The organism is Motilimonas pumila, from assembly GCF_003596335.1.
Lineage (GTDB): Bacteria > Pseudomonadota > Gammaproteobacteria > Enterobacterales > CBDFNC01 > Motilimonas > Motilimonas pumila.
Map to the genome: position 1 here is coordinate 78,881 of NZ_QZCH01000002.1, position 25,879 is coordinate 104,759.

18 protein-coding genes are annotated in these 25,879 nt (G+C 46.0%); 11 read left to right on the forward strand and 7 right to left on the reverse strand.

Annotated features, from left to right (window positions below):
• Positions 1 to 4: 4 nt before the first annotated feature.
• The gene (locus D1Z90_RS03030) at positions 5 to 1,141 is read right to left on the reverse strand and encodes a BamA/TamA family outer membrane protein (RefSeq protein WP_158587041.1); all 1,137 of its coding nucleotides are present in this window, start codon (positions 1,139 to 1,141) and stop codon (positions 5 to 7) included.
• 219 nt (positions 1,142 to 1,360) lie between these two features.
• On the opposite strand from D1Z90_RS03030, the gene hemB reads away from it, so the two are divergent.
• Both hemB and D1Z90_RS03040 read left to right on the forward strand, forming a co-directional pair.
• Entirely contained in the window at positions 1,361 to 2,365 is a 1,005-nt protein-coding gene (hemB, locus tag D1Z90_RS03035) for a porphobilinogen synthase (RefSeq protein ID WP_119909272.1), read from the forward strand.
• Between the two features lie 197 nt (positions 2,366 to 2,562).
• On the forward strand, positions 2,563 to 4,767 hold the full coding sequence (locus tag D1Z90_RS03040) for an ATP-binding protein (protein ID WP_119909273.1): 2,205 nt from the start codon (positions 2,563 to 2,565) through the stop codon (positions 4,765 to 4,767).
• Between the two features lie 76 nt (positions 4,768 to 4,843).
• On the opposite strand, the gene gppA is transcribed toward D1Z90_RS03040, so the two are convergent.
• The gene (gppA, locus tag D1Z90_RS03045) at positions 4,844 to 6,340 is read right to left on the reverse strand and encodes a guanosine-5'-triphosphate,3'-diphosphate diphosphatase (protein WP_119909274.1); all 1,497 of its coding nucleotides are present in this window, start codon (positions 6,338 to 6,340) and stop codon (positions 4,844 to 4,846) included.
• A 62-nt stretch (positions 6,341 to 6,402) separates the two neighbouring features.
• Positions 6,403 to 7,680 carry an ATP-dependent RNA helicase RhlB gene (gene rhlB, locus D1Z90_RS03050; protein ID WP_119909275.1) on the reverse strand — a complete coding sequence of 426 codons (1,278 nt, stop codon included), beginning with the start codon at positions 7,678 to 7,680 and terminating at the stop codon, positions 6,403 to 6,405.
• 109 nt (positions 7,681 to 7,789) lie between these two features.
• Between rhlB and trxA the strand changes: the two genes are divergently transcribed.
• The 8 genes from trxA (at position 7,790) to D1Z90_RS03090 (ending at position 18,028) form a co-directional block, all read left to right on the forward strand.
• The gene (gene trxA / locus D1Z90_RS03055; protein WP_119909276.1) at positions 7,790 to 8,116 is read left to right on the forward strand and encodes a thioredoxin TrxA; all 327 of its coding nucleotides are present in this window, start codon (positions 7,790 to 7,792) and stop codon (positions 8,114 to 8,116) included.
• 214 nt (positions 8,117 to 8,330) lie between these two features.
• Positions 8,331 to 9,596, forward strand: a complete 1,266-nt coding sequence (rho, locus tag D1Z90_RS03060) for a transcription termination factor Rho (RefSeq protein WP_119909277.1) — start codon at positions 8,331 to 8,333, stop codon at positions 9,594 to 9,596.
• Positions 9,597 to 9,718: 122 nt separating this feature from the next.
• Positions 9,719 to 10,825 carry a hypothetical protein gene (locus D1Z90_RS03065; protein WP_119909278.1) on the forward strand — a complete coding sequence of 369 codons (1,107 nt, stop codon included), beginning with the start codon at positions 9,719 to 9,721 and terminating at the stop codon, positions 10,823 to 10,825.
• 155 nt (positions 10,826 to 10,980) lie between these two features.
• A complete protein-coding gene (gene ubiD / locus D1Z90_RS03070; RefSeq protein ID WP_119909279.1) occupies positions 10,981 to 12,447 on the forward strand; it encodes a 4-hydroxy-3-polyprenylbenzoate decarboxylase in 1,467 nt (488 codons plus the stop codon).
• A 29-nt stretch (positions 12,448 to 12,476) separates the two neighbouring features.
• Complete coding sequence (locus tag D1Z90_RS03075; RefSeq protein WP_198419036.1) at positions 12,477 to 12,740, forward strand: 2Fe-2S iron-sulfur cluster-binding protein; 264 nt, start codon at positions 12,477 to 12,479, stop codon at positions 12,738 to 12,740.
• 15 nt (positions 12,741 to 12,755) lie between these two features.
• Positions 12,756 to 13,457, forward strand: a complete 702-nt coding sequence (gene fre / locus D1Z90_RS03080; protein WP_119909280.1) for an NAD(P)H-flavin reductase — start codon at positions 12,756 to 12,758, stop codon at positions 13,455 to 13,457.
• 306 nt (positions 13,458 to 13,763) lie between these two features.
• On the forward strand, positions 13,764 to 16,859 hold the full coding sequence (locus D1Z90_RS03085; RefSeq protein ID WP_119909281.1) for a choice-of-anchor I family protein: 3,096 nt from the start codon (positions 13,764 to 13,766) through the stop codon (positions 16,857 to 16,859).
• Between the two features lie 146 nt (positions 16,860 to 17,005).
• On the forward strand, positions 17,006 to 18,028 hold the full coding sequence (locus tag D1Z90_RS03090) for an FAD-binding oxidoreductase (RefSeq protein ID WP_119909282.1): 1,023 nt from the start codon (positions 17,006 to 17,008) through the stop codon (positions 18,026 to 18,028).
• Positions 18,029 to 18,039: 11 nt separating this feature from the next.
• On the opposite strand, the gene D1Z90_RS03095 is transcribed toward D1Z90_RS03090, so the two are convergent.
• The 4 genes from D1Z90_RS03095 to D1Z90_RS03110 form a co-directional block, all read right to left on the reverse strand.
• Complete coding sequence (locus D1Z90_RS03095) at positions 18,040 to 19,392, reverse strand: hypothetical protein (RefSeq protein ID WP_119909283.1); 1,353 nt, start codon at positions 19,390 to 19,392, stop codon at positions 18,040 to 18,042.
• 135 nt (positions 19,393 to 19,527) lie between these two features.
• Complete coding sequence (locus tag D1Z90_RS03100; RefSeq protein WP_119909510.1) at positions 19,528 to 20,967, reverse strand: dihydrolipoyl dehydrogenase; 1,440 nt, start codon at positions 20,965 to 20,967, stop codon at positions 19,528 to 19,530.
• A 122-nt stretch (positions 20,968 to 21,089) separates the two neighbouring features.
• Positions 21,090 to 21,818, reverse strand: coding sequence for a glutathione peroxidase (locus D1Z90_RS03105; protein WP_119909284.1), 729 nt, complete (start codon positions 21,816 to 21,818; stop codon positions 21,090 to 21,092).
• 142 nt (positions 21,819 to 21,960) lie between these two features.
• Positions 21,961 to 24,519, reverse strand: coding sequence for a transporter substrate-binding domain-containing protein (locus D1Z90_RS03110; protein WP_119909285.1), 2,559 nt, complete (start codon positions 24,517 to 24,519; stop codon positions 21,961 to 21,963).
• A 152-nt stretch (positions 24,520 to 24,671) separates the two neighbouring features.
• On the opposite strand from D1Z90_RS03110, the gene epd reads away from it, so the two are divergent.
• Positions 24,672 to 25,682 (forward strand): erythrose-4-phosphate dehydrogenase, encoded by a 1,011-nt coding sequence (gene epd / locus D1Z90_RS03115; RefSeq protein ID WP_119909286.1) that lies wholly within the window; start codon positions 24,672 to 24,674, stop codon positions 25,680 to 25,682.
• Positions 25,683 to 25,879: the final 197 nt, after the last annotated feature.

Sequence of the window (25,879 nt, forward strand, 5' to 3'; positions counted from 1 at the left end):
TGGATTAAAATGCTTCGGTAACAGATAAATAGACGGCGTCTTCGTTGCCCGAGTGAGCATAGTCAATGCGTAAATTGATTCGTTGTGAGTCGAGCACCATGTAGCGCACACCTACACCAACGCTGTCTATGCGGTCGCTATCGCCTAGGTTGTAGACTTTGTCTGCATCGTAACCCAGGCCGGCAAAGGCTACCAAACCCAGATCATGCCAAGCCTTCCAGCGTAGCTCGGCTTGCCCCGAGGCGGAGGCTTTGTTTAAGTAAGTGGTGGCAGAGAAGCCGCGCAACCCAACGGTACAATAATCCCACAGCGGTGTTTCACCGTATTTGGCACAGCCCCTGGCTTCAAGTGCCAATACGAGAGGCTGCATTAATTGTTGATAATAACGGTAACGTACTTGGTAAGACTGATAAGTAGAGCTACTGCCGATGGCTTCGTCGTTAAACATAGCGTCGACTTCAAACCTTTGACCGTTGTAGGCGTTGGTTAAGTTGTCTCGCGAGTCGTATTGCAGCAAAACGCCAAAACCATTGGCGCGGCCAGATGCGCTAAAGGCGTAATCAGAGCGGCTAAAATTGGCGCCAAAGGTTTGTTTATTGTCGACAATTTTAAGCTGGCCACCTAAGTACCAATCTTCGGCAAAGCTTCGCAAAAGTTGAGTTTTTAATAAGCTGCCAGTGACTTGCCAAGTGATAGCAAAGTCCTGACCGGATATCTCTGTATCTAATAAATCCAGTTGCAGGTCCATGTAGCCGGCAATGCCAGTGAAACGCCAGCGATCGTCGCGCCAGTAATCTTGGTGCATTAAACCCACACCGTAACTTTGGTTGTCAGTGTACATGGCTACGACTTGAGTGACAGCAGGTGGCTGTACCGATTCTTCAAGTTTGGTTTGACCATAATAATACGCCGCCATCGCTACTAGGCCGGTACCGACTGTGGGGTTAGATATCGGAATAGGAACGGCGATGAAGTCGCCTTTTTGCACTTTAAGTGCAATATCTTGCTGCCTCATATCAGGGGCATATTCAGGTACGTATTGGCTCACCGAAAACGTTGAAGGCTGTTGCCGCTGGCTTTGCCCATAGCAAACCGTGCTCATAGCCCCTAAGGCCAACAACAAAGCAGAAAATCGAAGCAAGATAATTCCCTCTATCTCGAAAAAGACCTCCTCAGTGTAAATGAGCAATGGCTCATTTTCTAGCGCTAAGCCTTCGTTTTGATCGCAACTTTTCTTACTGCATAGGGTTGTCTGAGTATAAGTATAGGGACAGAATCGTCCATTTCGTATGCTGCTAAATGGTGATTTCATTGATAAGATAGTGGCACTTTAATTCTCATTGATAGCAAGGAATATTGTGTGACTAAACTAGCTGGATTTCCGCGCCAACGGCCTCGTCGATTACGCAAGCATGACTTCTCTCGTCGCTTGGTTGCTGAGCATCACTTAACGGTAGATGATCTTATCTACCCAATGTTTGTGCTTGAAGGTAATAGCCGTCGCGAGGAAGTGCCCTCGATGCCTGGAGTGAGTCGATTATCGATCGATTTATTGCTGCAAGAGGCAGCTGAGTTGGTGGCCTTAGGGATTCCAGCCATCGCTTTATTTCCTGTGACCCCGGCAGAGCTGAAAAGTGAGTGTGCCGAGGAAGCCTTTAATCCACAAGGGTTAGCGCAAAAAGCGGTACGAGCCTTAAAGGCTGAATTTCCTGAATTAGGGGTTATCACAGATGTCGCACTCGATCCTTTTACGATTCATGGGCAAGACGGCATCATTGATGAAGATGGCTACGTAATCAATGATTTGACAACGGATATTTTGATCAAACAAGCCCTTTCTCATGCTGAGGCGGGGGCTGATGTTGTTGCTCCTTCAGACATGATGGATGGCCGCATTGGCGCCATTCGTGACGCGTTAGAGCAAGCCGGTTTTATTCATACCCAAATTATGGCTTATAGCGCTAAGTATGCTTCCCACTACTATGGTCCATTTCGAGATGCCGTCGGCAGTGCCGGTAATCTTAAAGGTGCCAATAAGGCCACTTATCAAATGGATCCTGCTAACAGCGATGAAGCGATTCGAGAAGTGGCATTAGATATCGAAGAAGGTGCCGACATGGTAATGGTTAAGCCAGGCATGCCTTATTTGGACATAGTACGTCGCGTTAAGCATGAACTGGCAGTGCCGACTTTTGCTTATCAAGTCAGTGGGGAATACGCCATGCATAAAGCCGCCATTAACAACGGTTGGTTAAAAGAACGTGAATGTGTATTGGAGTCGCTTCTTTGTTTTAAACGGGCGGGCGCCGACGGCATTTTGACCTACTTCGCCAAAGATGTGGCGACTTGGTTAGCGGAGTCTTAAGGGCTACGTTAACCCTTCTATTTTGCTGCCAGTGGCTCCTTGTCACTGGCATTTTAAACCACTTAAACCGATTTTTAGTTGTCTAACCCTGCCTTTTTGTTTCTCAAAACAGAAAAAAATGCTGTTTATTTGCCCAAACTTAAGCTTGATTTCCGTTAATGTGTCGCTCGCCCATGTTAAGCTGAAAAAGAGTCGATATGCTGCAAATGAGTGATTTTATGGCCGAGCTGATAACGTATGACGATGATGCATTGGAAGATTTGTCTCAAGACAGTGAAGATGCTGCAAGTTTTTATCATGCCTTGTATGAACTTAACCAAGTATCGGTGGCGTTGTCTAAGACCCGCACCTTGGATGAGTTATACGAGCAAGCCGTGCGACTTGCATTGGCAAAGCTGGGCTTTGAACGCTTAGGGATCTTGCTGATTGAAAATAACCGCATGCAAGGCACTTGGGGGGTTGATCTCGAAGGCAACGTACGTTGTGAAATGGATGAGTCGGCAGAATTAGAAGACGACATTGCTGAAGCCATTCAACAGATATCCAGTAAAGGTAAAGTGTGTGTGTGGCACAAACGTGAACTGAAAGAGTTTGGTCGTTCTGAGCATCTTGATAATGTAGGCCAAGGTTGGAATGCCGCCATTGCATTTTGGCAAGACGATGAAGTAATAGGTTGGGTAGCCTGTGATAACTTGCTAACTAAAACCCCTTTTAGAGCTTATCAAAGCCACGTATTGCGCCTATTTGGCACCTTATTAGGCGAGCTTATTTTACGTAAGCGAGCGGAAGAGTCGATCGCGGCTATGAATGTGGTGTTAGAAGATAAGGTACAACAACGTACCCATGAGTTACTTATTGCACAAAAGCAATTAGAGCAGGCCAATTTATCGCTCGAAGAAAAGGTCATACAACGTACCGCTGCGTTACAAAAAGAAAAAGAAAAGCTTAAAGCCACCTTAGATGAATTGATTGATACGCAAACATCATTACAAGATTCTAAGCAGCAACAAGCCCACTTATCTCAAGATTTGCTATCCCTTAAAGAGATGCAAAAAGAAATCAGTGAAGCCAAGCTAAAGGCGGAAGCGGCAGACACGGCCAAGTCTGAGTTTTTATCTAACGTATCTCATGAATTAAAAACGCCCATGAATGCGATCCAAGGAAATACTTGGCTGCTGTCTGAAACCAAATTAAACCAGCAACAAAGTATGTTTTTGGAGCGTGTGCAAACCTCTTCGAGTCGCTTAATGACGGTGATTGATGGCATTTTGAGCTTTTCTAAAGTGACCGCAAAAGCTTCAGAGCCACAAATCAGTCAATTTGCGCTCGACCAACTGATCGACGAAGTGATAGACCCGTTTAAGTTTGAAGCTAATGAAAAAGGCTTAGATTTCAACTGTTATATTCATGCGGATGTGCCGTTTTACCTCGTCAATGACACCGACAAAATCAAGTCTGTATTGACTCAGTTATTGGCTAACGCTTTTAAGTTTACCCATCAGGGCAGTATTGATATTGCATTTCATTGTTTTGCCGCAGATGACGACGTAAAGACCTTGCAAATCCGGGTTAAAGATACCGGAATTGGCATTGAACCGGATCAATTCTCGCAGTTATTTAAGTCATTCACTCAGTTAGATGGTAGCGCGCAGCGTAAGTATGGCGGAACGGGGCTAGGCTTGGCTTTATGCCAGCATTTAGTCACTCAGTTAGGCGGCAGCATTGAAGTTGAAAGTGTCATTGGTAAGGGCAGTTGCTTCACCGTGAGTTTACCGAGTACCGTAGTTGCACAAGAAATTGCAGAAGCGAATGGGCCTAATTGTATTTTGTTGAGCACTAATAAAACCTTAGCGCAGGTTTGTTTGCGATTACCTACCCAAGTGCACCATTGTATTAATGTGGCAGAAGTGATGGATTGTTTGGAGGCGGCGCCTGATAGCATATTACTGCTCGATGCAGCTGTCAGCGAAACCCATGCTGATTTTGCGGCGTGGCTCTTAAACCCTCCTTGCAAGGTATTGCCGCTGTTAACTCAGCAAAGCCAATTACACGCTGAGCCTCATGGCGTATTGCTACCGGCTTCAACGGCCAGTATCGCGGCTAAGCTCAGTTGGTTACAAGTCAATGACGTGGAGCAGCACAAAAAGCCTGCTGCTTCAGCTGAAGTAATGACTGAGCTCAGTGATGATGAAATAAACCATATCATGAACGAGCTCGAAGTGACGATTGAAGATTTTCAAACCGGCGCAGAAGACTTGTTAGTCCCTTTGCTGGCGCACTTTGAATTAACCGGACAAACTACCGCGTTAGCCAGTGGTAATGAAATAAAGGCGGCAATTGAAGACTACGACTTTGATGAAGCCATGACCTTGTTGACGCAGTTAAAACACGCGCTCCATTAGCTTTTTATAGCCGTAAAAATCATTAAGCCAAGGTATTCACCTTGGCTTTTTTTTACGTGATATAAGGCATCTGTCGTTAACTGGCTTCTACTAAGCGCAGAGGGAATCCTGCATCGGTTTGTTGCTGAGCTTCAATGGCTAACTCCGCTGCCCGCAAAGCATGCTCTTGCTGCCATCGCTGCGGCAGAGTGACCGTCAGCGTTTGCTCATGCAATTGCAATTTCAGCTCAGGTATAGACCCTAGCGTGCGACGCATGCACAGAATAATGGCTAACCTGAGCACCCTGACGAGTACAATACTTTGCTCCACTGGCACCGCGTTTTGGGCTTGTAGTGCGGCAATATTTAATCTACCCCTTTGATTCACGAGTAGTGCTGACAACAGGGTTTGCTGCGCTTGAGTGAAACCGGGCAGGTCAATATTGTCGATGATATAAGCCGCGTGCTGTGGTGATTTTTTGTATTCGATACAGAGGCCTATCTCATATAAGCTGGCAGCGCTGGCTAACATAACGTCAGCGCTGTCTGAGAATGTGACGCCTTGCTGTTGCAACTGATTAAGTAAGTATTCAGTAGTATCTTTAACGTATTGGCCTTGAATTGCATCAATCTGGTAACGGCGAGTAAGGCTATGCAGCGTTCGCTCGCGCACTTCAAGGTAATCACTGTCCCCTATCATGGAGTACACTAAGCCCTCACGCAAAGCGCCACCGGCTAAAGTCATAGAGTCAATCGCAAGGTGTTCAAATAACGCGATTAAGATGGCTAAGCCGCTTGGAAATACTGCCAGGCGCTCGGCGGCTAGGCCTTTAATTCTGAGCTGGGGCATATTGCCGCAGGCGATACACTGAAGCTTGATTTCTTGCAACTTGGCCAGGGTTATCTGTTCACTCAACCCTTGCGCTTTTAAGGTTTCTTGTAAAGCTTGTACTGTGCCTGATGCTCCGATGCACGTTTGCCAACCCAGACTTAAGTACTCACTGGAAACTTTGTTAATAACTTGCTTGGCTGCCTTAATGGCTTGGTCAAAGTTACCTTGGTTAAGTTGTTGGTCCGAAAAATAACGGTTAAGCCAAGTCACGCAACCTAAGTCGAGGCTGTTGAGTAGTTGAGCCTGGTTTTCTGCGCCGATGATCAACTCAGTACTGGCTCCGCCAATATCAATAACCAAGCGATTGCCTAAGCCACAGCTGGTATAAGCCACGCCTTGGTAGATAGTCGCAGCTTCTTGTTCACCTGAAATGATGTCAATTTTATGGTTAAGGATTTGCTCGGCTTTTTCGAGAAAGACATCCACATTTTGCGCCAGTCGCAATGTGGCGGTGCCGACGATACGGATATTGTCTCGAGGAATACCTTGCAGCTGTTCAGCAAATAAACTTAAGCACTGCCAGCCTCGCACCATGGCTTCTTGGCTGAGGTTGTTATTAGCATCTAAGCCTGAAGCTAAACGTACCTTACGTTTCACTTTTGCTATGGTGCGCACGGCTTGTTTAATTTCGCGAACCACTAACATATGAAAGCTATTTGAGCCTAAATCAATGGCAGCATACAGGGGGGATTTATTACTCACACATTCACCAAAATAACGGGCTGACTGCAGGGGCAGTCAGCAATTTATTCGTCGGCAGACGATTAATGTCTTCTGCGATTATTGTGCGGCTTGCCATGAGGTTTGTCTTTAAATTTCTTGGCATTGGGCGAGCGCGTTTTGTGTAAACGCAACGGCGCAGGTAGATCGGTTAGCAAGGCATCTTGGTCAAATTCACTGACCGGGATGCTATGCTTGATATACTCTTCAATCGCAGGCAAGTTAAATACGTACTCTTCACATGCTAAGCTGATAGCGTGACCGCTTTCACCGGCACGACCAGTACGGCCAATACGGTGTACGTAGTCTTCTGCATCATCAGGTAAATCATAGTTAAATACGTGAGTCACCGATGGAATATGTAAACCACGAGCGGCAACGTCGGTTGCCACCAAGACGTCTAACCCTCCCTTGGTGAACTCCTCAAGGATCTTAAGTCTTTTCTTCTGTGGCACATCACCTGTGAGTAGCCCAGCACGGTGGCCGTCTGCGGCCAGATGTCCCCAAACAAGTTCACATTTATGCTTAGTATTGGCGAACACAATGGCTTTTTCTGGCCACTCTTCTTCCATTAACGTCATAAACAGCGAAATTTTATTGTCGTTAGAAGGGCGGAACAATTCTTCTTTGATGCGGCTGCCCGTCATCCGTTCCGGTTCAACCTGAACGTGTACTGGGTCATTCATGTGCTCAAACGCCAGCTCTTGCACACGAAATGATAGAGTAGCAGAGAACAACATGCTCAAGCGCGATTTTGCGTCAGGCATGCGACGGAACAAATAACGAATATCCTTGATAAAACCCAGATCAAACATACGATCGGCTTCATCAAGAATGACGCATTGAATGCTATTTAGCGAGAATACGCCTTGTTTGAAATAATCAATCAAGCGGCCCGTGGTACCAATGATAACATCGACGCCTTGCTCTAACTGTTGGCGCTGACTTTCATAACCTTCACCGCCATAAACCAAGCCCATTTTAAGGTTACAAGCTTTAGCGATCTCGATGGCGTCATTATGGATCTGGATAGCCAGTTCGCGAGTAGGTGCCATGATCAAGGCGCGCGGCTGGTTGTGCTTACGGCCTTCTGGCGCAGGGTTGTCCAATAAATGATGGAAGGCTGCGGATAAAAAAGCGATGGTCTTGCCTGTGCCGGTTTGTGCTTGTCCGGCAATGTCTTTGCCTTCTAGCAGAACAGGTAAGCTAAGCGCTTGAATCGGCGTACATTGTTGGAAGCCTTTTGCTTCCAATCCAGAAATAACTTCAGGCCTTAAATCAAAGTCCGAAAATTTCTGTTCAGTTAAGTGTGTTTTGCTCATTTGACTAGCATATCAGGTAAAGCTTGCAATAAGAAACAGGATCTATTCAAATATGGGGACTCTTTACGGATAAAGATCCATCAAAAGCCAAAATTTTGGAGTGAAACAAATGAGTGACAAAATTGTTCAACTAAGTGATGCCAGCTTTGAAGCTGATGTAGTGAACTCAGCAACGCCGGTCTTAGTGGACTTTTGGGCCGAGTGGTGTGGCCCTTGTAAGATGATTGCCCCGATTCTTGATGAAGTGGCAACAGAATACGAAGGCAAGTTAGTGGTTGGTAAACTTAACATCGACCAAAACAACGAAACTCCACCTAAGTTTGGTATTCGTGGCATTCCAACTCTATTGCTATTTAAAGATGGTGCAGTAGCAGCGACTAAAGTCGGCGCACTATCTAAGACTCAACTTAAAGAGTTCCTAGACGAAAACCTATAATTAAGCATTTCACGGTATTTGCTACTGTAAATATGCTTAAGTTTAGTGAACGGGCACAATTCGTGCCCTTTGTGCTGCCTAATAACTAGACGGCATATTTAATTAATGCTACTTTAAGACTCGCATAGTGAAATCATTTTCTCGCCGACTCGCTATCGCACAGACAGATTAACCCCTTTTATCAACAAAACTCACACTGAATCACCCCACAACTATGAACCTTACCGATTTGAAACACACCCCTGTTCCTGAGTTAATTAAACTCGGTGAAACAATGGGTTTAGAAAATTTAGCTCGCCTGCGTAAACAAGACATTATTTTTTCCATCCTCAAAGCTCACGCGAAAAGCGGTGAAGACATCTTTGGCGGTGGCGTATTAGAAATTTTGCAGGACGGTTTTGGATTCTTAAGAAGTGCCGATAGTTCGTACCTTGCGGGGCCTGATGATATTTACGTATCACCGAGCCAAATTCGTCGTTTTAACTTGCGCACTGGTGACACTGTCGCAGGTAAAATTCGCCCGCCGAAAGAAGGCGAGCGTTACTTTGCCCTGCTTAAAATCAACCAAGTTAACTACGACAAACCTGAAAACTCGCGTAACAAGGTCTTGTTTGAAAACTTAACGCCTATTCACCCGAACGATCGCCTGCGGATGGAACGTGGTAACGGCAGTACTGAAGACATCACTGCGCGTATCCTTGATTTAGCGTCGCCGATTGGTAAAGGTCAGCGTGGCTTAGTGGTTGCACCGCCAAAAGCCGGTAAAACCATGCTGCTGCAAAATATTGCACAAAGCATTGCCTTTAACCATCCTGATGCTGAGCTAATGGTATTGCTGATTGACGAACGTCCGGAAGAAGTAACTGAAATGCAGCGCTTAGTGCGCGGTGAAGTGGTTGCGTCAACGTTTGATGAGCCTGCTAGCCGTCACGTGCAAGTTGCAGAAATGGTGATTGAAAAAGCCAAGCGTCTTGTTGAACACAAAAAAGACGTGATCATCTTATTAGACTCGGTAACTCGTTTAGCGCGCGCTTATAACACGGTTATTCCAAGTTCAGGTAAAGTACTGACCGGTGGTGTTGATGCGAATGCATTGCATCGTCCTAAGCGCTTTTTTGGCGCCGCGCGTAACGTAGAAGAAGGCGGTAGCTTAACCATCATCGCCACAGCCTTAATCGATACTGGCTCGAAGATGGATGAAGTTATCTACGAAGAATTTAAAGGTACTGGTAACTTAGAACTTCACTTGAACCGTAAGATTGCAGAAAAACGTGTTTACCCAGCGATTGATATCAACCGCAGTGGCACGCGCCGTGAAGAGCTATTAACTTCGTCTGAAGAGCTACAGAAGATGTGGATCTTACGTAAGATTGTTCACCCAATGGGTGAGATCGACGCGATGGAGTTCTTGATCGATAAACTGTCGATGACCAAAACCAATGACGAGTTCTTTGATGCAATGAAGCGTCAAAAGTCTTAAAAACTCTCCAAGGGGCGCTTTGTGACGCCCCTTTTAATTTCTTCTCATAAAGCCTGTTATCAATAGCCAATTCTGCTAACCTAAGCGTATTGCTCAATGGTTGATGCCGCAAAGGAAAGTATATGGCCGTAGCCAAATGGATTGGGCTGATGGTCTTGTTGTTTACTAGCCACGTATTTGCGCAGCAGTCTCAGGTTACCGCCAGCAACATTTTTACTTCGGAACAAGTCGCTAAAGTCGAACGCAGTCATAAGCTGAAAGAACGTTTCGACGTACTGCTGCCGTTGTTTTTAGACAGCGAACTCGAAGCGTTAAACTATAACCTCACTACCTTGCCGGTGATTCAGCGCGAGTATTTGTTCTACCTGTTTTGCCAGTACGCTATGGACGTTAACTACCTTGACGATAAGACTCAGGCTTGGTTGGAGCAATTGGCCATGGCGCGTCCTACCGCCTTAACTGAAAAGCAGCATGACGCCGACTTTGTTGTCAGTGAGCCCGCATTTGATTATCCGGCCCAAGCACGAGCGGCTTTGAAAAGCTGGCGTGATAAACACCAGCATCTAGATTTCCATCGGCAGTTAAGCCAAGGTCAGCTTGAAGTTGAAGCTATCTTTAATAGCAATAATCCCTACCTAAATGAACAACAGGCTTCGTTAGCGCGCGTATTACCGATGCAAACGCCAAAACGTTTATTGTGGTTAGAAGACCAAATTCAACAGCCTTCGGTATTTTTTGCGGACAACCTGATCATTGCCACCATGGCCAATCTCAATAGCAGTGAAGCCCTTTATCGCCGTTTATGGCTGCGCCCTGTTGATCAATACAGCATGGAAGCCGCTTGGTGGGTCAAGAATAATTACCCTTCACAGCAAGCGTTTGAGCTGTTAAAAATTGCCGCTAAAAACCCTGAGCTTACCGAGCACGCTTGGCAGTTAATGGCGGAGCTCAAACCTATGCCATCTGCTGCAGAAGCGTATTTAGTGTCTGCGCTGGCCAGTGACGACATGGGCGAAGTGGCCGCTCAAGTGTTAGCGCAATTGAATGACCGCAACGTGTTAACCCGCTTAGTGAAGATTGTCACGGAAGGGGACCCGGCGAAAAACCAGACCCAAAATGCTTGGCTCAGTTTATTTCTTAATAACTCCAGTGAAGCGCGCAAGCTGATTAAACAGTTGTTTGAGCTTGATTCTATTCGTAAAAACTATGGCCCAGTACAACAGCAATAGCGGCTCAAGTACGGCCCTATTGCGTTACTTTATTGATACTACATATCTGCTGTTAATGGGCTTATATTCGCCTTACTGGCAAAGCTAAATCCTCATCGCCTAAAACGGCTGGCTTTTGTTATACTGGCGACAAATCAGCCGAGTATGACCACGAAATGAAATACAACGATTTACGTGACTTTATTGCTTTGTTAGAAAACAAAGGCTTATTAAAGCGCATTAGCCAACCTATTAACCCTGATCTCGAAATGACCGAGATTTGTGACCGCACTTTAAAGGCGGGTGGGCCGGCCATTTTATTTGAAAACCCTATCGGTTATGACATGCCAGTATTGGCTAACCTGTTTGGCACCACTGAGCGGGTAGCGCTTGGGATGGGGCAAGACAATGTTGCAGCATTACGTGAAGTCGGTACTTGGCTGTCATATTTGAAAGAGCCTGAGCCACCAAAAGGTTTGAAAGAGCTGTGGCAAAAGATCCCTATATTTAAGCAAGTGCTTAATATGCCGGTGAAAAAGCTAAGTAAGGCTCCCTGTCATTATAAGGTGTTGTCTGGCGATGAAGTTGACCTGACAAAAATCCCTGTGATGCGTTGCTGGCCAGGTGACGTGGCCCCTTTAATTACTTGGGGTTTAACCATCACTCGTGGACCCAATAAAAAGCGTCAAAACCTCGGTATTTATCGTCAGCAAGTTCTCGGTAAGAACAAGCTGATTATGCGTTGGTTATCCCACCGTGGCGGCGCTTTAGACTTTCGTGAGTTTCAACAGCAAAACCCAGGTGAGCCCTATCCTGTGTCGGTTGCGCTAGGGGCTGATCCCGCGACGATTTTAGGCGCGGTAACGCCAGTACCTGATACGTTAAGTGAATACGCATTTGCCGGATTATTACGGGGCGGTAGAACCGAGGTCGTGCAAAGTGTTTCCAATGATTTAGAAGTGCCAGCCAGTGCTGAGATAGTCTTAGAGGGTTTGATTTACCCAGACGAAATGGCTCCAGAAGGTCCGTATGGTGATCACACGGGTTATTACAATGAAGTGGATGAATTTCCAGTAATGACGGTGACGCATATTACCATGCGCGATGAACCTATTTATCACAGTACATACACTGGTCGGCCTCCGGATGAGCCGGCGATTCTCGGTGTTGCTTTAAACGAAGTGTTTGTGCCTATTTTGCAAAAGCAATTTCCGGAAATTGTCGATTTTTACCTGCCTCCAGAAGGTTGCTCTTATCGGATGGCTGTGGTGACCATTAAAAAACAATACCCGGGCCATGCTAAGCGCGTGATGTTGGGCGTTTGGTCTTTCTTACGTCAGTTCATGTATACCAAGTTTGTGATCGTATGTGATGATGACGTCAATGCCCGAGACTGGAATGATGTTATCTGGACCATTACAACGCGTATGGATCCGAGTCGAGATACCACCTTAATTGACCACACTCCAATTGATTACCTAGACTTTGCGTCGCCGGTTTCCGGATTAGGCTCAAAGATGGGCTTGGATGCTACCAATAAGTGGCCAGGAGAAACGAATCGCGAGTGGGGCGAGCCTATCGTCATGGATGATGCCGTCAAGCAGCGCGTTGATGAGCTTTGGCCAGCATTAGGGCTCGACTGAGTACGATGAATAAAATGCAGGTTTTTTAAATGTTTAAAGCAAAACTCCTGCCAGATGGGGTAGAATTCGACATTCGCGCCGATGAAACCATCTTGGCTGCGGCTATTCGCCAACACGTGCCGTGGCCGTACCGTTGTCGCACTGGTGGCTGTCAGAGCTGTCTCTGTCAGCGAGTGCAGGGAGAAGTAGAATATGGCCCGATGGAGCCATGGTTAACTCAACAAGAACAAGCCCAGGGTTGGACATACGCTTGTTTAGCTAAGCCAATTTCTGATTTAGAAATTCGCTTGTAATAGATTGGAAAAGAAATGAAAGCATACAGTGGTAAGGTTGTAGAATTAAGTCAATTTTCGGACTTTGTTTACAAGTTAGTATTAGCGTTTGAACAAGATGTTGAGTTCCAAGCGGGACAATACTTAACCGTAGTCATGGGGGAAAAGGACAAACGCCCATTCTCAATCGCCAGCAGTCCGTTGCAATCACGCCAAGTTGAATTGCACATTGGCGCGTCTGAGCACAACCCTTACGCGATGGAAGTGATTGAGCAAGCTAAGCAACACGGCGAGCTCTCGGTAGAGATTGCGGCGGGTAAAGCTTTCTACCGTGAAGAGTCGAAGCGTCCAGTGATTTTGATTGCCGGTGGTACCGGGTTTTCTTATGTTAAATCTATCATAGATTACTGCTTAGGCATCGATAGCCAACAGGACATCTTTTTGTACTGGGGTGGTAAGCAAGCTGAACACTTGTACTACCGTGATGAAATTGAGCAATGGTGTAAGCAGCAGCCTAAGCTGACTTACGTGCCTGTGCTTGAGCAGCCGCCGCAAGACTGGAGCGGTAAAACAGGCTTAGTTCATAAAGCGGTATTACAAGATTTTGTGAGCCTTGAAGGTTATGACGTTTATATAGCGGGCCGCTTTGAAATGTCTGGCGCAGCGCGAGAAGACTTCCGTAAACAAGGTATTGAAGAAGCACATTTATACGGTGATGCTTTCGAGTTTATTAAATAAAGTTTAGATTTTACTTATGCTTAGCCTAAACCTTTAGTTTGGGCTAGGCTACAAAAATTGAAAATTTGCGAGACTGTTTCACATTTATTTGATATATCTGCTACTCACTTCCTGTTAGCCCCTGTAAATGCTTCCTATTTAGATTTGACTGTGCCACTATCTAGGCCGAATTAATTAGTAAACAACCATATCTAAAACATGGCGTTAGCTATCAATAGCCGACTTGTTAATGTCATAAATCTGACCTGCGTTTGTCACGCCTTGTTTCTAGCATATGGCCGATTTTAACACTCACAAGGGAAGTTCATGAACACCACTAAGGGTATCAAAAGCATTCTTGCAACAAGTATTGCACTGGCACTGTTTGCCTGTGATTCTTCAGATGATGCGAGCCGTAGCGATATCACTCCTGCTCCAGAAGTGTCATTAGCGGGCGAGTACAGCCTAACTCAAGCATTAAAGACAGTTACTTTCAGTAATGACAAAAGCTTAGATCTGACTCTGGGCTTTGGCTCTGGTGCTTATCATGCTAAAGCCGACGCAGCGAACGTGTTTTACACCATCTCAGACCGCGGCCCAAATATCCCTTGTGACAAAGCCGGTGAAATTATTGGCCAAGCTGATTTCTGTAAAGGGGATAGCGAAGGCAAAATTTTCCCCGTGACCGACTTTGCTCCGGTTATCTCTAAAATCGAATTGGTCGATGGCGCAGCGCAAGTGGTCGAGTCGATTACCCTTAAAGACAAAGAAGGCAATGCCTTAACCGGTATTACGAATCCTTTGGCGAGCACAGAAAAAGCCTTTAGCAGCACTGGCGAAGAGCTGGCATTTGACGCTAATGGTGTTGACACAGAAGCCTTGGTGAAACTGGCTGATGGCACATTCTGGTTAGCAGAAGAATATGGCCCAAGTTTATTGCACGTAGCAGCGGATGGCACCGTGATTGAACGTTTAGTGACGCCTTCTGTTGCATCTGCGTTAGCCGATGCCAACTACACGGTCACGCCTGCGTTACCAGAAGTTTACAGCAAGCGTAAGCTTAACCGCGGTATCGAGTCTCTGGCGTTGTCTCCAGCCGAAGACGCATTGTATTTTGCAATGCAAAGCCCGCTGGCTAACCCGGATACAGAGAGCTACAAAGCATCTCGTCACGTTCGTGTGATGAAGCTTGGCCTCACAGCAGGCAGCGTGACCGGCATTGAAGGTGAATACGTATATGTATTAGACACACCGCATACTTTTGCCAATGTTGCCAGTGGTCAAGGTGATTTAAAAGACGGCGCTGTGCGTAAACAGTCTGACGTAAAAGTCAGTGAAATGATCGCGATTGATAGCGACAAACTGGTTGTGCTGGAGCGAATCAGTGAGGTGACTAAGCTGTATGCTATCGATTTAGCCTCTGGTGATAATATTCACGGCAAAGACATCAGCACGGGTGCGGTGGAAAACCAAGAAAGCACACAAACTAAGACCCTAGAACAAGTTTACGACCTAGTTTCAGTGGGCGCGAAACCGGTTCAAAAGCAGTTGGTATTTAATAGTTTAACCAGCAGCCATCAGCTACCTAAAAAGGTAGAAGGCTTAGCGCTACTAGATGAAAGCCATTTAGCCCTTATCAATGATAATGACTTTGGCATTGACGGTGAAACAACGCAAATTCAAGTATTGCCAATTGCTGAGCAGCTAAAAGTGGCTAGCCAAGCACCACAAGCGAAATTGATAGGCCGTTACGCTTCTAATAAATACGATGCCAGCGCAGCTGAAATTGTTGCGTTTGATAAAGTGAAGCAGCGTATATTTGTGGTGAATGCGCAAAGCGGGGCGATTGACGTGCTTGATGCTAGCGGCTTGACTGCTGATACCCAAGTGGATAACCCACTAACTTTAAACAACTTAAGTAAAACCAGTACGTTAGATGTTCGCACTGACGTAGCCGCCGCGAACATCGGCGCTGCCAATAGCGTTGCGGTGTACGGTGACTTATTAGCGGTGGCTATTGAAGCCGGTGATGAGCTAGGAAACAAACGCCAAGGCAAAGGTTTCGCTGCGTTCTATCGCCTAAACACTGATGGCACCATTAGCTTCATCAAAGCGGTACAAGCGGGCTTTTTACCAGACATGGTGACGTTTACGCCAGACGGCTCTGCTGCGCTGGTTGCAAACGAAGGTGAACCTGCTGGTAATTATGAAGTCGACCCTGTTGGTTCGGTTTCTTACATTGCGATTACGGCAGGTGTGCCAGCGGATACTGCTACGGACATTAGCTTTGCAGACTTCAATCAAGGTGGCAGTCGTGCCAGCGAAGTGCCAGCTGATTTTCGCGTTTATGGTCAAAGCCTAGCGGGAGTTAAATCCACTTTGGCCCAAGACGTTGAGCCTGAGTACATTGCAGTGGCAGCAGATAGCCAAACTGCATGGGTATCATTGCAAGAAAATAACGGTTTGGCAGTCATTGATTTAGCCGACAAAAAAGTGGCTAAAATCGTCTCACTTGGCGTGAAAGATTATAGCTTAGCCACTAACTCATTGGACTTAAACGATCGTGATAACCTGCCTGAACTAACGGGTACTCCAACGGCTAACGGTAAAGCGAAGATCAACTTAGCCACTTGGAACAATGTGGTCGGTATGTATCAGCCAGACTCCATTGCGAGCTACAGCGTCAATGGTGAAACGTACGTGGTGACGGCAAACGAAGGTGACGCTCGTGAGTATTTCTTTGATGCCACAGAAGCAGAATGTACCGCGATGTCAGGGTTAGCTTGGGACGCAGACGATGGCTGTTTGGCTTACCTGGAAGAATACCGAGTGGAAGACTTGGTGGGTAAAGTGGTGTTTGCTGGCGAATTGGCAAGCTTAACCGGCGAAGAAGCCCTTGGCCGGGTTAAGTTATCAAATGTTTCTGGCGTCAATGCTGCCGGTGAAATCGAAACTATCCACTCTTACGGCGCGCGTTCTTTTTCAATTTGGAATGCTGCTGGTGAGCTGGTATTTGACTCAGGAAACGACTTTGAGCGCATCACTGCAGGTCGTGTAGGGCAGTATTTTAATGTCAGTAACGACCGGAGCGTAGATCATAAGAAAAATGATCGCTCAAGTGCTAAAGGCCCTGAGCCGGAAGCACTTGCGGTGGGAGAAATTGACGGTCGCCAGTACGCTTTTGTAGGCCTAGAGCGTGTGGGTGGCTTTATGATTTACGATATTACTTCTGCTCAAGCACCACAGTTTGTGAGCTACATAGTGAACCGTGACTTTACCAAAGATCCTACGGCGGAAGCCGCGGGAGATGTAGGCCCAGAAGGCATGAAGTTTGTCTCTGCAGCTGACAGCCCAACGGCTAAACCATTGCTGATTATTGGTAATGAAGTAAGCGGTTCTACATCTGTTTACCAATTTGATTAATCGATAAAAAGGTTAATTTTTCGCTAAAAACGCCACCGGCTTAATTGACGGTGGCGTTTTTTGTGTTAACGGGGTCGCTGATAATGGCAAGCTGAGCTATAACTTGATCAAACAGCAGTTGATAGTTTGACGATTGAGGTTCAGATATGTCTGCCAATAATGCTCCGCTAGCGCTTACTTACAATGGCCAAAAGGTGGTCTTTAATAGCGCTAAATCTGTATTAGATAATTTACTCAACGCGGGCATTAGTGTGCCGTATTCTTGTAAATCCGGCATCTGCCAAAGCTGTTTACTGCAATGTAAATCGGGCCAATTGGACCTAGATACCCACGCCGGTTTAAAACAAGCCTTGGTCGACTTAGGGTACTTTAAAGCCTGTTGCGCTTTCGCCAGCACCGATTTAGTGGTCTCTGGTGGTGAGCCCAAAGATTATCTTGGAGAAGCGGTCGTTACCGAGAAGCGAATGTTAAGTGACCGCGTGTGTGAAATCTTTTTAGAGCCCGCCACCTCACTTTATTATCACGCTGGCCAGTTTATCAATCTTCGCCGTGCAGACGGTGAAACCCGCAGCTACTCCCTCGCCAGTCTACCTGCAGCGCAGGGGCCGCTGGAAATACACGTGCAACGGATGCAAAATGGGATCCTAAGTAATTGGTTAGTTGATGAGGTAGAGGTAGGCGATCACCTACAAATTCAAGGCCCTTACGGTGAGTGTTATTACCGGCCTCTCGACAATCTACAAGCGATGTTATTAGTGGCAAATGAAAGCGGTTTGGCCCCAGCGCTCGGCATTGTCAGGGATGCTATAAACAGTGGCTTTAAAGGTGAAATCTATTTATTTCATGGCAGTAAAAAGCCATCAGGTTTGTATTTGCATCAGGCGTTACATAACCTTGCCAAGGTGACAGACAACCTATTTTACCAAGGTGTACTCACTTGTTCACAACCTTGTGATAGCCAGTATCAATTGGCCGATTTGCTGCCATTTAGCTTTAAACATTTTCCTGATTTGAGAGACTTTTCGGTTTATTTATGTGGAGACAAAGACTTGGTTGAGCAAGGCCAAACCCTGGCGTTATCGTTAGGGGCTCACCATAAGCGAATCTACCGAGACCCGTTTTGCTTTCGTGAATTAAGAAAAACCAAGCGGCGTAACCACGCCGCTTGAGTTCACCCAGATTAATAGTGCCTTGGACGAAAGTCCTGCTCAATAACATCTGGCTCAGGCCAAGCTGAGCGTGGAGATAGCCCAGAAATTGGATTGATACTATCGCACCAGCCGACGAGTGGCAGAGCGGTGGGCGAGCCAAGGTTGTTAAAAAATTCATCGACTGCTAAAAGTTCATTCGCGGTCGCGTTGGCAAGTATGCGCTTTGTTACCATATGTGCTCTAGGGCGTACTTCACTGGCAGCGATTCTATTCCTTTGGCCCCATGCAACTACTCTGTCATTACAGGTTGTGTACTCATCGGGATTACTGGTATACGCCACATCGCGATCTACTCTATAAATTAACTTCATCATGCTTTCTTCAAACAGCATCGCCAGATCTTCAGCACTGTGGTAGTAAGCGTATTGGTCATTCGCCCCTTCACTTTCTAGCATATAACCTACTTCTTCCGGACGTAACGCCTTAAGGTCGTCTGTCACCGCAGCACCACCGTATAGCGCTTGGGAAAGTCGCTTCATGGTTGAATCATGTAATTCAAACGTATTGATGAATAACTGCTTATGTTCGAAGTTGGTTCTATGTGCCTCAACAAGTTGTGACAATCTGCTCACATCATCTGCAGAGATATTTGCTAAGTAGCTGTCATGGAAGATATCTCTGGCATGAGCAAGCTCATGAAATAATACTGTTGCAGCATGCACAACTACCTGATCAATACTGCGTTCCGCGCTATTAAATAAACTAAAATTAAACAAATATTGGTTATCATAAACGAAGCGGCTTGCAGTGGAAAAATCAAACGTTTTACTGTACTCGCCACGATAATCAGCTTCCTTATTTATGGTGTTTTTCTCAGCATTGGTGGTCCATAAATAATAGGGATCTATGTATATCGCTCCAGTGTATAAATTGAAGTAAGCGGGTCGAATATCGGAAGCTATCACTACTGCTCTGACGCTTTGGAATAAAGGCAGTAGTTCTTTGGCGGTGTTTGGGTGTTCAAGCAGTTGTTGAAAACGTGTTTTCATCCAGTCGTCGGAAACGACTAACCGATCCATAACATCCTGAATGCTAGGGTTTGAGTTGGTATGATAGATAAAAGGCAATTCATCGATAGAGCAGGAATTGCTTGCTTGGTCGGCTTGGACACATTTCACCAGGTTCTCGGCAAAAGGCGAATTTTCTATTGCTACCCTTAGCGCTACTTTTGATGATAAATCGGCTTCTGCAGTATTTTCACTTGAGCCAGTACCTGAACTTGGCTCTGGTTTCCCGGTTAAATTGATATCATCCCCACCGCAACCACTAAGGATGCTGACGCTAAGGATGAGAGTCGTACTTATTGTTTTAATGCTAGGCATGGAGAGTCTCAGGTTAAAGCATGTGATAATAGCCATATCATCGTTTTTTGAGCATTTAAAAGCCAACTATTTAACAAAAAAAAGTGATCTTTGTGCCGCTCTAACCTGAGGTTTACTTATTTATCTGTGCTACCTCTAGCAACCTGGGCCACATTCTAGGCACATTTGTGTCATGGCTGGACCAAGGTGTAGCTTGGCATTCAGGTCTCGCAGTGCCGTTCTCACGCCTTCTTCTATCACGGGGTGGTAGAAAGGCATATCCAGCATTTGCGCTATGGTCATTTGGTTTTGATGTGCCCATGCCAGTAAGTGTGCCAAATGTTCCGCGTTCGGGCCTATCATTTCCGCACCTAAAAAGCGGCCGGTGCCGTTTTCACCATAGAGTTTCAATACCCCTTTATTCACCAACATGACACGGCTACGACCTTGGTTCTCAAAGCTGACTTCGCCCGTTTCAAAACAGCCACAAGGGCCAAGGCGCTCGGTGATCTGGCGGTGAGTCTCACCTACCATGGCGATTTGTGGGTCACTAAACACAGCAGAGATAGGCGTACGGCGAAGACCGGCGCGAATATCTGGGAACTGAGCGGCATTAGTACCGGCAATCTTGCCTTGGTCTGCGGCTTCGTGCAGTAACGGTATTTGGTTACTTGAATCACCGGCGATGAAAATATGCGGTACAGACGTTTGCATCGTGTATGGGTCTGCCACCGGTACGCCTTTCGCATCGAGCTCTATGGTGATATTTTCCAAGCCGATATTATCAACATTCGGCTGGCGACCTGTGGCTGCTACAAGGTAGTCAACACGTATGGTCTGAGCCTTGCCCTCTAGGTCAACAAAGTCCAACACCACGTGTTCACCTTCGCGGCGAATGTTATCTACCTTAGCGTCAGGATCTAGGTAGAATTCACTGGCAAAGGTCTCTTTGGCATACGCCATCACGCTAGGGTCGGTTAAGGGGCCTACTTGGCCACCAATGCCAAACATGTGTACTTTTACGCCCAAGCGATGCAATGATTGCCCCAGCTCTAAACCAATAACGCCTGGGCCAAACACAGCAACCGATTCGGGTAAGTCGTGCCAATCAAAAATATCGTCATTCACCACCAAGCGGTCACCTAATGACTGCCAAGGCGCTGGCCAAGCAGGGCGTGAGCCAGTAGCAATAACGATGCGTTTTGCTGCAATGGTTTGTTCGCCTACTTGCAAGGTATTGGCGTCAATAAACTTGGCAAAGCCTTGAATTTTATCTTCTGCTGGAATGCCATCAACGGATTCAAGTACAAAGCCAACAAAGCGGTCTCGTTCATCACGAACCCGTTTCATTACCGCTTGGCCATCAATTGCTGGGCGGCCAAGGTTTACCCCAAACGCGGCAGACTTTTCGTATTGGTGCGCATTTTCTGCTGCTGCAATCAGCAATTTACTTGGCATACAGCCTACGCGTGCACAGGTGGTTCCAAATGGGCCACCTTCAATGATCGCCACGGATTGATTTTGTTCTTTGGCGGCGCGATACGCTGCTAAACCTGCGGTACCACCACCAATCACTGCAACATCTAACTGTTTGATTGACACAATAAGACTCCTACGCCATGGCAATGCTGGTGTCGATCACCGCAACATGAGCGAAAATAAAATGAGAAAGTAGGTAAAGCGAAAGAGGAAGGCGCTAGCCTTCCTCAGGCTTGGAGTTAAGCTAAGTGTGCTGCTAGCTCTTCACTGCCGCCAATGTGCTGGCCGTCGATGAATACTTGCGGCACCGTACTGCGACCTGTTAAGGCTTTTAAGCTAACGCTGGTTGCGTCTGTACCAAGTACCACTTCTTCGTAAGCCAGACCTTTGTCTGCAAGTAGCGCTTTTGCTTTGGCACAGAAAGGGCAACCAGGCTTGGTAATGATGCTGATCGCCGCTGGCGCTTTAGCCTCTGCGTTAATGTAGTTCAGCATAGTGTCGGCGTCAGACACTTTGAACGGGTCACCTGGCTCGTTCGGCTCGATAAACATTTTGTCGATGATGCCGTCTTTAACCAGCATCGAATAACGCCAGCTGCGCTTGCCAAAACCAATTTCAGACTTGTCTACTAGCATGCCCATGCCTTCGCTGAACTCACCGTTGCCATCAGGAATCACTGTGATGTTTTCGGCTTCTTGGTCTGCTAACCAAGCATTCATAACAAATGTGTCGTTCACGCTTAAACATACAATCTCATCAACACCGTTCTCTTTTAACACGCCGGCTAACTCGTTGTAGCGAGGCAAGTGGGTTGAAGAACAAGTTGGCGTGAATGCACCCGGTAAGGCAAATAGCGCCACCGTTTTACCTTTGAATAATTCGTCGCTAGTCACAGCAACCCATTGGTCGTTTTGACGCGTTTGGAAAGTAACTTGTGGTACTGCTTGACCTTCTTTATTGTCTAACATGATTTAATCCTTTTGATTTATTAATCTGCAATAATTTATGTTGTTTCGATGAGGTAATTATTGAAGAAAATCATAAAAAGGAAAAATTGTTTAAGATAATTACTTCGATAGCCTTAGGCTATTAAAAATCTATATTTGATAGCTATAGGCTTCTTAATACACAGTTACGGTTTTTATGCTTCGCTTGGTATAGAGCGTCATCTGCTTCTTGGTATACCACGGCTTGTGAGGCAGGGTTATCTGGCGTTAGGATTTGCACGCCAATGGATATGGTTATCACATCATAAGGTTGATTGGCAGTATGAGTAATCGCCAGATTCTCTACCGCTTCTTTTAATCGGTAAGCAATGTCCATGATGTCTATGTCCATAGCGGCACCAGAAACTATCACACCGAATTCTTCACCACCCAAGCGAAACGTGTAATCGCAGGAACGATTCAGTTGATGTTGCAAGGTCTGAGCAACAGCGACTAACACTTGATCGCCTTTGGGATGGCCGTAGGTATCATTGAACGCTTTGAAGTTATCAATGTCGAGCAACATAAAACCAAACAACTTGCCATCACGCTTGGCACGCATTCGTTCTTTAGGAAAAATCTCGTTAAAATGGCGACGGTTGAACAAGCCGGTGAGTTCGTCAATACGGGTAATATTTTCTATCCGCTTTTTATCCGTAATATCCTGTTGGATCACGCTAAAGCCCGTGACTCGGTCACGACGTAATATCGGTGATAAAAAGGTTTCGGTGATTAAGATACTGCCATTTTTGTTTTTGTATTTGAGTTCGCCATGCCAGCTTTGTTGGTTGGTGATGGCAGCTAAAATGCCTGCTTGTTCGGCGTCAGTGTTTTCCCCTTGAAACAAGAGTAAGAAATCAGAATGTTGCAGGCTGCTAGGGTGATAGCCGCTGACCTCACAGAAAGCATCGCTGCTTTCGATTATGCGCGCTTGTAAATCAATCTTTAAATTCAATACGTGTTGATTGATAAGATTGAGGTAGCTGTTAATTTTCTGGTTCAACGTGGCCAACTTGTGATTCCAATAAATGACCAGCGCAATAATGCACAGAATCATTAACAGCAAAGGCCATAATTTGCTGTAGTTGGCTTCATGTTCAAACTTAATATTGATCCAGCGATTGAAGATTTCATCGTGTTCTTGGGGTGAGATGTCTAGCGTCACCTTGTCAAAAATTTCCCGTAGAATGGGCTCGTCATTGCGGGTAGCAACGCCTATTTCCCAGTCTAATCCTGCGGCGCCATTGATTTTGACGTTACTGATTTTGCCTTCTCGAATGTAATGACTGACCGATGCCACCGAGTCAATAAACGCAAACAATTCACCGTTGGCAACCTTTTCTAAGCCTTTTTGAACGTTACCCACTTCCACAATGTTCGCACTAGGGTATTTGGCTTGAATTTGCTCTATCAAGGAGTAGCCAGCCACAATGCCAAAAGGTTTATCGCCAAGTTGGCCGATATTACCGATAAAGTAGGGCAGTTCTTGGGTGATGACCACCACAGGTAACTTCATAAAGTGAGCGCCAAAATCCAAGTATTCTTGGCGAGAATGCGTCGCCGATGCAGCCGAGATAATATCGCACTGGCGCGCTTTGGCTTTAGCCAGCGTTTGGTTCCAGCTGCGGCTAGGCACCAGTTGAATCTGTTTATTCAGTCGTTTTGAAAAAAGTTGCATGGTATCGGCGACAATGCCTTCGTGTTCGCCACTGTTATTGATCCACTCAAACGGTGGCCAAATGGGGTCAACACACATGGTAATGACGGTTTTACTGTTTAGGTAGGCGCGTTCCGCCGGTGTCAGTAAGTGCAAACTAGAGACATCACTTGGCACTTTTGTATCATCTACGATAGCGTCTGCAGCAGGTGCAGATTGTAATTGTTCGCCTGTTATTTCACTGAGCCACTTCTTTCTCAGGACAATCCATTCTTGTTCTTTGATATCGGCTAATGCGAGATTAATGATATCCCTAAGCATTGGCCAATCTTTACGCACGGCAATTCGCAGCTGAGGTTTGGGGTATTGATTCAGCGTTACTTCACCCGTAATGACCAAACTCGACAGCAAGTATTTTTCAGATAAGTAATTGATCGTAGTAAGGTTGTCTATGTAGGCATTGACACGATTTAGTGCCAAAGCCTTCAGGGCGCTTTCTGGTGAAGTGAAGTACACCAGTTCAATATTGGGGTATTGTTCTTGTAACTGCTCAACGGCGGCATAGCCTTTTATCACCGCGAGCTTGTGACCTTGTAAGGCCGCTAAGTGATCTAAATGGCGCTGCTGCTGAGTAGTCACTATAACGGAATGAATATCAAAAAAGGGGTCACTGAAGTGTAAATAATCAACCCGATCAGGGGTATTTTGAATGCTATGAATAACATCTATTTGTTTGCTTTTAGCCAGTTTCAACAGTTGTTGCCAGCTGTAGCCATTTACAAATTCAAATTTTACACCCAGCCTCGCAGCGATGAGATGCATAACATCAATCGAGTACCCAGCAGGCTGTCCCTGCTCCACAAAATCAAACGGTGGCCAGTCGGTTTCATTAGAGACTTTAATAACTGGGTGTTCGGCAAGGAAAGCTTCTTGTTCAACACTGAGGCTTACCGCATTGGCGTTGAAACAAAATAAAACCAAGGTAATCAGGCACAAGCGCATGAAGAAAGCGTAGCTGCGCAGCATGAAGACCCTCCTTGGTTTTATTGAAATATTGTTAAAATATAAGCTATTTGTACCAAGTTTTATATAAATTAATGAAATGATAAGATTTATCTCTCATTTTATTAAACTTTTATGACTCCAGAGTTAAGCGATTAACTGAGGTAGGGTGTGACATGATAAAAATGGCAATCAATGGCTTTGGTCGAATTGGTCGCAGCGTGGTGCGGGCATTATATGAATCGAGCCAACAGCATGAAATACAAATTGTGGCGATCAATGAGCTTGCTGCGCCACAAGCCATGGCGCACTTGTTGCAATATGATTCAAGCCATGGCCGCTTTCAATATGACGTGGGCTTTGACCAAAAGCACTTGTTTGTGGCCGGTGAACCAATCGAAGTGTTTCACCAGCAAGAAATTGAACTCTTACCTTGGCACGACTTAAACGTGGATATTGTACTTGATTGCACCGGTGTGTTTGGCTCGCGCGCAGATGGCCTTAAACACCTTAAAGCCGGCGCAAAGCAAGTCTTGTTTTCGCACCCCGGCAGCCATGATTTAGACCACACCATTATTTATGGGGTAAACCATCAAGAGCTTACCTCAGAGCACGTTATCGTATCGAATGGCTCGTGCACGACCAATTGCATCGTGCCTGTCATTGATATTTTGCACCAAACCTTTGGGATCGAGTCGGGCACCATCACCACCATACATTCCGCCATGAATGACCAACAAGTGATAGACGCTTATCACGAAGATCCAAGGTTAGCGCGCGCAGCGAATGCCGCCATTATTCCAGTTAATACTAAGCTTGCCCGCGGCATTGAACGCATCTTGCCGCAATTTGCCGACAAATTTGAAGCCATTGCCGTGAGGGTACCGACCATTAACGTCACCGCAATGGACTTAAGCGTGAGTTTAAAAAGCAATGTGACTGTGGCCGAAGTGAATGATTGCTTAAGGCAACACGCGGCCAAAGACCAAGCGCACATCATTGCTTACAGTGAAGCGCCTTTAGTCTCGGTGGATTATAACCACGACCCCCATAGCGCGATTGTGGATGGCACTCAAACCCGTGTCAGTAACGGCCACTTAGTCAAAACCCTAGTGTGGTGTGATAACGAATGGGGTTTTGCCAACCGTATGCTAGACACAGCCAAAGTGATGGTGAAAGCGTGTTAGATTTATGTTTTTGATGGTTTTTATCGCTTTGATGATGGAAGGCCTTTCTATAGCCTTTCATCATAGATAAAAACTTAAGTAGACCCTGTGTAGAACTCCCCCTTTGGCAGTGTTAACTTTCCCCCTTTTTAATCAATAAATAATACGACCAGTTTATGAGATATGAATGCCAGGGCACTGTGTTTTTACCTCATGAC